Annotated in this window: 1 pseudogene; it reads left to right on the forward strand. The window is 57.6% G+C overall.

Annotated elements, in window-relative coordinates:
• Positions 1-50 precede the first annotated feature (50 nt).
• Positions 51-354, forward strand: a pseudogene (gene glcE / locus ACVBEF_RS21375) (glycolate oxidase subunit GlcE); the annotation flags it as partial.

A 354-nucleotide genomic window follows, 5' to 3' on the forward strand; every position in this document is an offset into this window, starting at 1 on the left:
CTCCGACTCAGTAGTTCTATGCCGAGTACCACGGACAAGCACGAATCGATGTTGCCAGCGGTTTGTCTGGTCCTGCTCGACAGGCGGTGGGAGGATTACGCGATTTTGTCTTGGGCGTGGTGCTCATGGATGGCAAGGGCGATGTCTTGCGCTTTGGCGGACAAGTGATGAAGAACGTTGCCGGTTATGACGTTTCGCGCTTGCTGACTGGGTCGCTGGGGACGCTGGGATTGTTGATGGAAGTATCGGTCAAGGTTTTGCCGCGACCGATTGCTGTTAGCACGCGGCGCTTTGCGGTGGCTGAGGCCGAAGCTTTACGCTGGCTCAATGAATGGGGCGGACAGCCGTTGCCGA

The organism is Glaciimonas sp. GG7, assembly GCF_052976905.1.